Below are 6366 nucleotides of genomic sequence, written 5' to 3' on the forward strand. Positions count from 1 at the left end.
CTTTATGTGTTTAGGCAGGCGGTTGCACTGCGTCGTCTCTATATGGGTCATCCAACCCCAATTTGCCAAGTATTTCTACCTCTAACCGTTCCATCAGGGTCGCATCCCCGTCCCGTTCGTGGTCATACCCCAACAGGTGAAGCAGCCCGTGCACGATCAAATGGGTCACGTGATCGGCCATCGGGCGGCCTGCGGCCTCTGCCTCGGCGTGGCAGGTGTCATATGAAATCGCGATGTCGCCCAGTTCCAGCATATTGTCGAACCCCGGCGTGACCGGCAGCGGAAGTTCGCCGTCGCGCNCGGCACCGCGTTCCTCGGCGGGCCAGCTGAGCACATTTGTCGGCGTGGGCTTGTCGCGGAAATCTGCGTTCAACGTGGCGATATGTGCATCGTCGCAGGCCAGCACCGTCACCTCGGCGGTGTCGGCATCNAGCGACAGATGCGCCAATGNGGCGCGCATCGCGCGGGGGCATAGGGTATCAAGGTCCAGANNGGCCCAACGGGGGTCTTCCTCTATCACGTCAAGCGCCTGCATCAGCGCCCCACCGGGGGCCAGCCCCCGGCCCCCCGGAGTTTATTTGGCAAAATGAAGCAGCCGGGCATCACGCGTGGCCTGCATCTGCTTCATAGGCTTCGATGATCGCGGCCACGAGCGGGTGGCGCACCACNTCTTTCGAGGTGAAGTAGTTAAAGCTGATCTTGGGGATCGTCTTGAGCAGCCGTTCCGCGTCCTGCAANCCCGATGGCACGCCGCGTGGCAAGTCGATCTGGGTCCGGTCACCGGTGATCACCATNCGCGAGCCTTCGCCCAGACGGGTCAGGAACATCTTCATCTGCATCGAGGTCGCGTTCTGCGCTTCGTCCAGCACGACGAAGGCGTTGGACAGGGTGCGCCCGCGCATGAAGGCNAGCGGCGCGATCTCGATCTTTTTCTCTTCGATCAGNTTGGCCAGTTGNTTNCCGGGCAAGAANTCATTCAGCGCGTCATAAAGGGGCTGCATGTAGGGATCGACCTTGTCNTTCATGTCACCGGGNAGGTAGCCCAGCTTCTCCCCCGCCTCCACGGCAGGGCGCGACAGGATGATGCGGTCCACGTGGCCCCCGATGAACATCGACACGCCGACGGCCACCGCAAGATAGGTTTTACCCGTACCGGCAGGGCCGATGCCGAAGGCCAGTTCGTTGTCGAACAGTGATTGCACATAGGCTTTCTGCGCGGCCGTGCGGGGTTCGACGCGTTTCTTGCGGGTCTGGATTTCGACGCCGCCCAAATTCGGCATCTCGATCTGGTCGCCCGGGCGCACCCCCGTCCCAGCNGCNGAATCGCCCATGCGCAGCAAACTGGTGACATCGGCGGGCTCCACACTGCGCCCGCCTTCCAGTCGGGCGTAAAGCCCTTCGAGCACAGAGGCCGCGCGGGTGGTCGCGTCTTCCTCTCCCATCACCGACAGATGGTTGCCCCGACGCACGATCTGGACCTCAAGCGCCGTCTCTACGGCGGTCAGGTTGGCGTCATAGGGGCCGCAGAGATCGATCAGAAGCCGGTTGTCCGGAAATTCGAGCTGCTGCGCGTGAGAAGCGGGAGGCGTCATTGTGTCACTAGATGGCAAAGCGTTTTCCTAATTGGAGGTGTCTTTGGATTAATATGGGTCCCATATTCAAACTATGTACCCCTTTGAGCCGACAAAAAAGGGCCGGAGCGTAAAACGCGCCGGCCCGATCCTATGTGCAGGAGTGGTCGCAAGATCAGTTGGGATCTCGGACGCGCGAGCCGCCTTTGAAGTCGCCCGCCGTATATGTGGGCTGGGCCACGCCAGAGCAGACCGGCTTGCCGTATTTGTCCAGTCGCTGGCTCAGGTAGCCTTCGACGCCGTCGTCGATGATCCAGTGGTCGCAGCCGTTGGGATCGACCCAGATGCCGGCCTGAAGCTGGCTCAGGTGCTTTTTGTCAAAGCCACGGTCGACGGTTTTATCGGCGGGATAGCCCCGGCCTTCGTAGTCAGCGCAGGCACCCAGTGTCAGGGCGCAGGCGGTGACCATCATAATCTTAGCTTTCATCACGTTACTGTCCCCTTAGCGAATGCAGATGATTTCGACGCGGCGGTTCTTGGCCATACCGCCCGCTGTGCCATTGGACGCCGCTGGCATCCGTTCGCCATAGCCACGGACATCCGCGATGCGGGCCCCCGATTGCTGGGCGATGCTGGCAACCGCATTGGCACGGTTCAGCGACAGCTTCATGTTATAGGCATCCGACGCGCGGCTGTCTGTGTGCCCGCTGATGATATAGGACACGGCACCCGTGGTCTTGAAGAATTCAGCCAGACGGGCGCGGCCCTGCGGGTGCACACGGTAGCTGTCGGTGTTGAAAAACTGGTCCGTATTCATCACGCCGCAGACGTTACCCCGGCGGCAGACCGGAATACCCTGACGGGTGACATGCGGTGTCATATAGCCTTCGGCACCGTCATCCATGACCCAATGTTCACACCCATCGGGGTCAACCCAGATCGTCGGAATATACTGGCCCTTGTCGCGGCCCTGTTGAGATCTTGTTTGTGCATCGGCAGCAGATGCCTGAAGCACGAATGTTGCGGCAATCATCGTGCCCGCAAACAGCCGTAGCCCCTTGGAAATTGTATTAAACACAGCCCTCGTCCTTTTCTTACTGTCCCCCAGTCGGAAGACCCACAGATACCCCAGGCACCACGGTCGTCCGCTATATGTTGTGAGATTAAGAGGTAAACGCGCTTCTGTGAAGCGCGAATGCGGCCATATTTACTATATTACTGCCACACTTACGCCATTTTCCGGCCATTGCAGTCATTTTGGTCTACAATCATCGCGGGCAAATCGCGAGCGGTGACACCTAAATCTGACGCGCCGTCAGCGAATTGGTTTTGGCGTCAACGATTCTGACGCGGACAACGTCGCCAATTTCGGCCTGCGCCTCGTCGATATGCACAGAGTGGAGGTATTCGGATTTCCCCACCATCTGCCCCGCCTCGCGGCCCGTTTTTTCGACAAGAACAGAAACATCGCGCCCCACCATGCTGTTCTGGATCTCGCGCTGTTGACCGGTGATCAGCCCTTGCAAGCGCTGGAGGCGTTCGTCGGCTATGGCGGCCTCTACCTGCGGGCGTTCGGCGGCGGGGGTGCCGGGACGGGTCGAGTATTTGAACGAATAGGCGTAGCCGTATTTCACCTCGCGGACGAGCTCCATCGTGGCTTCGAAATCCGCGTCGGTTTCTTCGGGGAAGCCGACGATGAAATCGCCCGACATCACGATATCGGGGCGCGCGGCGCGGATGCGTTCGATCAGCCGCAGATAGCTTTCGGCGGTGTGGCTGCGGTTCATCCGCTTGAGGATACGGTCCGAGCCAGATTGCACGGGCAAGTGCAGATAGGGCATCAGCTTGTCGATCTCGCCATGGGCGGCGATCAGCGCATCGTCCATATCGTTGGGGTGGCTGGTGGTGTAGCGGATACGCTCTAGCCCGTCGATCTTGGCCAACTCCTTGATCAGGCGGGCGAGCGTGTAATCCGCCCCCTCTTCCCCCACGCCGTGATAGGCATTGACGTTCTGGCCCAGCAGGGTGACTTCGCGCACGCCGCGTTCTACCAGTTCGCGCGCTTCGGTCAGCACGCGGGTCGCGGGGCGCGAGACTTCGGCCCCGCGGGTATAGGGCACCACGCAGAAGGCGCAGAATTTGTCGCAGCCTTCCTGCACGGTCAGAAACGCAGAAGGCGCACGCGTCGCTTTGCCGCGGCCTTTCAGCTTTTCGAATTTATCCTCTTCGGGGAAATCCGTATCAAGCGCGGTTTTGCCAGAGCGCACGCGCGCCTCCATCGCGGGAAGGCGGTGATAGGATTGCGGCCCCACGACCAGATCAACGGCCGGCTGACGGCGCATGATCTCTGCCCCTTCGGCTTGCGCCACGCAGCCTGCGACGCCAATCTTCAGATCGGGGTTCAGTTCTTTAAGCGGCTTCAGGCGGCCCAGTTCTGAATAGACTTTTTCTGCTGCCTTTTCACGGATGTGACAGGTGTTCAGCAGGATCATATCGGCGTCAGCTGCGGTCTTTGTCTCGACGTAGTTATCGCCCAGAGACTCGGCCATACGTTCACTGTCGTAGACATTCATCTGGCAGCCGTAGGTCTTGATGAACAGCTTTTTTGGCGCGGTCATGGCAGGGTCCGTTGATCAAAGGTGCAAAAGCGCGGTCTAACAGCGCCAGCGTTCTCTTGCAATGCGTCCCGATTTGACAGATTTAGAGCACAGTGCAAATAGAGCCGGGGTGTCATGCAGTACCGCAGTCTTGACCATTTTATCAGTGACAGCAAAGCGGTGCTGAGCAGGGGGCCCATTGCCCTCATCATGGTCGAGGACGCGATAGAGATCGAGACGACGCTGCGCCATCACCAGCAGCTTGGCTTTGCCACCGTTGTCGCCTTTATGCCCGCCAGCTTCGCGCTGGCCCGTGATGTCGCCGAAAGCAAAGGCGTGCTGCGCGTGGACTACGACATGGACCGCGAGGGCGCGCTGGAAAATGCCGTAAACGCCGTGATCGAGGCGGCACCGGGGCAATGGCTTTATACCTGCTACAACGCCGAATATCTGTTCTACCCTTTCTGCGAGACGCGCACCGTGGGGGAACTGCTGGCCTTTCACGCGGAAGAGCGCCGCGATGCGATGCTCACCTATGTCGTTGATCTTTATGCAGATGATCTAGGTGCCGCCCCGAACGCGGTATCGCTGGACAACGCCTTTCTGGACCGGTCCGGCTATTACGCGCTGGCGCGGCCTGACGGCACGCCGGACAACCACCCCAAGGAACGGCAGCTTGATTTCTTTGGCGGATTGCGTTGGCGGTTCGAGGAACATGTGCCCGCCGCGCGGCGCAAGATCGACCGTATCTCGCTGTTCCGCGCCAAGCCCGGCTTGCGGATGCGGGACGATCACACCTTCACGGACGAAGAATACAACACCTACGCCTGCCCGTGGCACCACAATATCACGGCATCGATCTGTTCTTTCCGCACGGCCAAGGCGCTCAAGTCCAACCCGGGCAGCAGGGATAGTATCGCCAGCTTCAAATGGCACAACTCCGCGCCGTTTGAATGGCATTCTCGCCAACTGCTGGATCTGGGGTTGATGGAACCGGGGCAGTGGTTCTGAACGCAGGGGACCGGTGAAAACCGTGCCCTTGACCGAACGGCCCTAGCCCTTGCGGCGCAAACGGATCACCACATCGACCGAGGCGATCTCGGCCCCTTCGGGGGCGTCGGGCAGTTGCGCGATCACCAACTGGTCAGAGGGCGCATCGGACAGGCGTGCCTCGTCCTCCCAGAAAAAATGGGGGTGATCATGGGTGTTGGTATCGAAATAGCTTTTGGACCCGTCAACCGTGACTTCCTGCATCAGCCCCGCGTCACAAAAGGCGCGCAGGGTGTTGTAGACCGTTGCCAGCGACACGGCATCGCCCTGCCCCTTGGCCGCGTCAAACAGGCTTTCGGCGGTGACATGGCGGTGCTGACCGTCGCCCACCAACAGATGCGCCAGCGTCATGCGCTGCCGCGTGGGGCGCAGGCCCGCCTTGGCAAGCCACTCAGAACTGATCTGCTGTGTTGTTTGGGTCATTGGCTATAAGTACCTCTCATGCGCTATATATAAGGGGCAATGGGGGCGGTTTTCAAACGGAAATCCGGAAACTCTTGCCAGCGCCGCCTTTCGCCGTCGCGTAAATGCGGTGTGCCTGCGCCCTTGCGGGCCTGCGGCGCGCAATGCTAAACCTGCCGGGATTTGAAATTCAGCCCTCAGGAGCCGCGATAATATGGCCGACTACCCCACCAGCTTTGACAAAGAAGCCCTGCTCAAATGCGCCCGTGGCGAGCTTTTCGGCGAAGGCAATGCGCAACTGCCCGCCCCGCCGATGCTGATGATGGACCGGATCACAGACGTCTCCGCCGATGGCGGTGCCCATGGCAAAGGCCACATCACGGCGGAATTCGACATCACGCCCGACCTGTGGTTTTTTGACTGCCACTTCCCCGGCAACCCGATCATGCCCGGCTGCCTTGGCCTGGATGGCCTGTGGCAGCTGACCGGCTTTAACCTGGGCTGGCGCGGCTGGCAGGGGCGCGGCTATGCGCTTGGCGTGGGCGAAGTGAAGCTAACCGGCATGGTACGCCCTGACCGCAAGATGCTGACCTACAAGATCGACTTTACCAAAGCGATCCAGACCCGTCGCCTGACCATGGGCGTTGCCGATGGCATCGTCGAAGCCGACGGCGAAGTGATCTATCAGGTCAAGGACATGAAGGTCGCGCTGAGCGAGAGCTAAGCCCACCCGTCAGATCATCGCT

8 protein-coding genes are annotated in these 6366 nt (G+C 60.3%); 2 read left to right on the forward strand and 6 right to left on the reverse strand.

The genetic code is table 11. The annotated features are described in order from the left end of the window. Nucleotides 1–10: 10 nt before the first annotated feature. The 5 genes from ybeY to miaB form a co-directional block, all read right to left on the reverse strand. Nucleotides 11–535 carry an rRNA maturation RNase YbeY gene (gene ybeY / locus CBB63_RS09765; RefSeq protein ID WP_286699003.1) on the reverse strand — a complete coding sequence of 175 codons (525 nt, stop codon included), beginning with the start codon at nucleotides 533–535 and terminating at the stop codon, nucleotides 11–13. 67 nt (nucleotides 536–602) lie between these two features. Further along, a complete protein-coding gene (locus CBB63_RS09770) occupies nucleotides 603–1592 on the reverse strand; it encodes a PhoH family protein (protein ID WP_286699006.1) in 990 nt (329 codons plus the stop codon). A 154-nt stretch (nucleotides 1593–1746) separates the two neighbouring features. Further along, the gene (locus CBB63_RS09775; RefSeq protein WP_005849430.1) at nucleotides 1747–2058 is read right to left on the reverse strand and encodes a hypothetical protein; all 312 of its coding nucleotides are present in this window, start codon (nucleotides 2056–2058) and stop codon (nucleotides 1747–1749) included. A gap of 15 nt (nucleotides 2059–2073) precedes the next feature. Beyond that, on the reverse strand, nucleotides 2074–2649 hold the full coding sequence (locus tag CBB63_RS09780) for an OmpA family protein (RefSeq protein WP_005849431.1): 576 nt from the start codon (nucleotides 2647–2649) through the stop codon (nucleotides 2074–2076). A gap of 220 nt (nucleotides 2650–2869) precedes the next feature. Next, on the reverse strand, nucleotides 2870–4189 hold the full coding sequence (miaB, locus tag CBB63_RS09785; RefSeq protein WP_286699004.1) for a tRNA (N6-isopentenyl adenosine(37)-C2)-methylthiotransferase MiaB: 1320 nt from the start codon (nucleotides 4187–4189) through the stop codon (nucleotides 2870–2872). Between the two features lie 114 nt (nucleotides 4190–4303). On the opposite strand from miaB, the gene CBB63_RS09790 reads away from it, so the two are divergent. After that, on the forward strand, nucleotides 4304–5179 hold the full coding sequence (locus CBB63_RS09790; protein ID WP_286699005.1) for a glycosyltransferase family protein: 876 nt from the start codon (nucleotides 4304–4306) through the stop codon (nucleotides 5177–5179). Between the two features lie 42 nt (nucleotides 5180–5221). On the opposite strand, the gene irrA is transcribed toward CBB63_RS09790, so the two are convergent. Next, a complete protein-coding gene (irrA, locus tag CBB63_RS09795) occupies nucleotides 5222–5641 on the reverse strand; it encodes an iron response transcriptional regulator IrrA (protein ID WP_005849434.1) in 420 nt (139 codons plus the stop codon). 193 nt (nucleotides 5642–5834) lie between these two features. Here irrA and fabA point away from each other — a divergent pair, with 193 nt between their 5' ends. Next, nucleotides 5835–6344 (forward strand): bifunctional 3-hydroxydecanoyl-ACP dehydratase/trans-2-decenoyl-ACP isomerase, encoded by a 510-nt coding sequence (gene fabA / locus CBB63_RS09800; RefSeq protein WP_005849435.1) that lies wholly within the window; start codon nucleotides 5835–5837, stop codon nucleotides 6342–6344. Nucleotides 6345–6366: the final 22 nt, after the last annotated feature.

It is taken from the genome of Sulfitobacter sp. TMED3 (assembly GCF_002167505.1).
GTDB lineage: Bacteria > Pseudomonadota > Alphaproteobacteria > Rhodobacterales > Rhodobacteraceae > Sulfitobacter > Sulfitobacter pontiacus.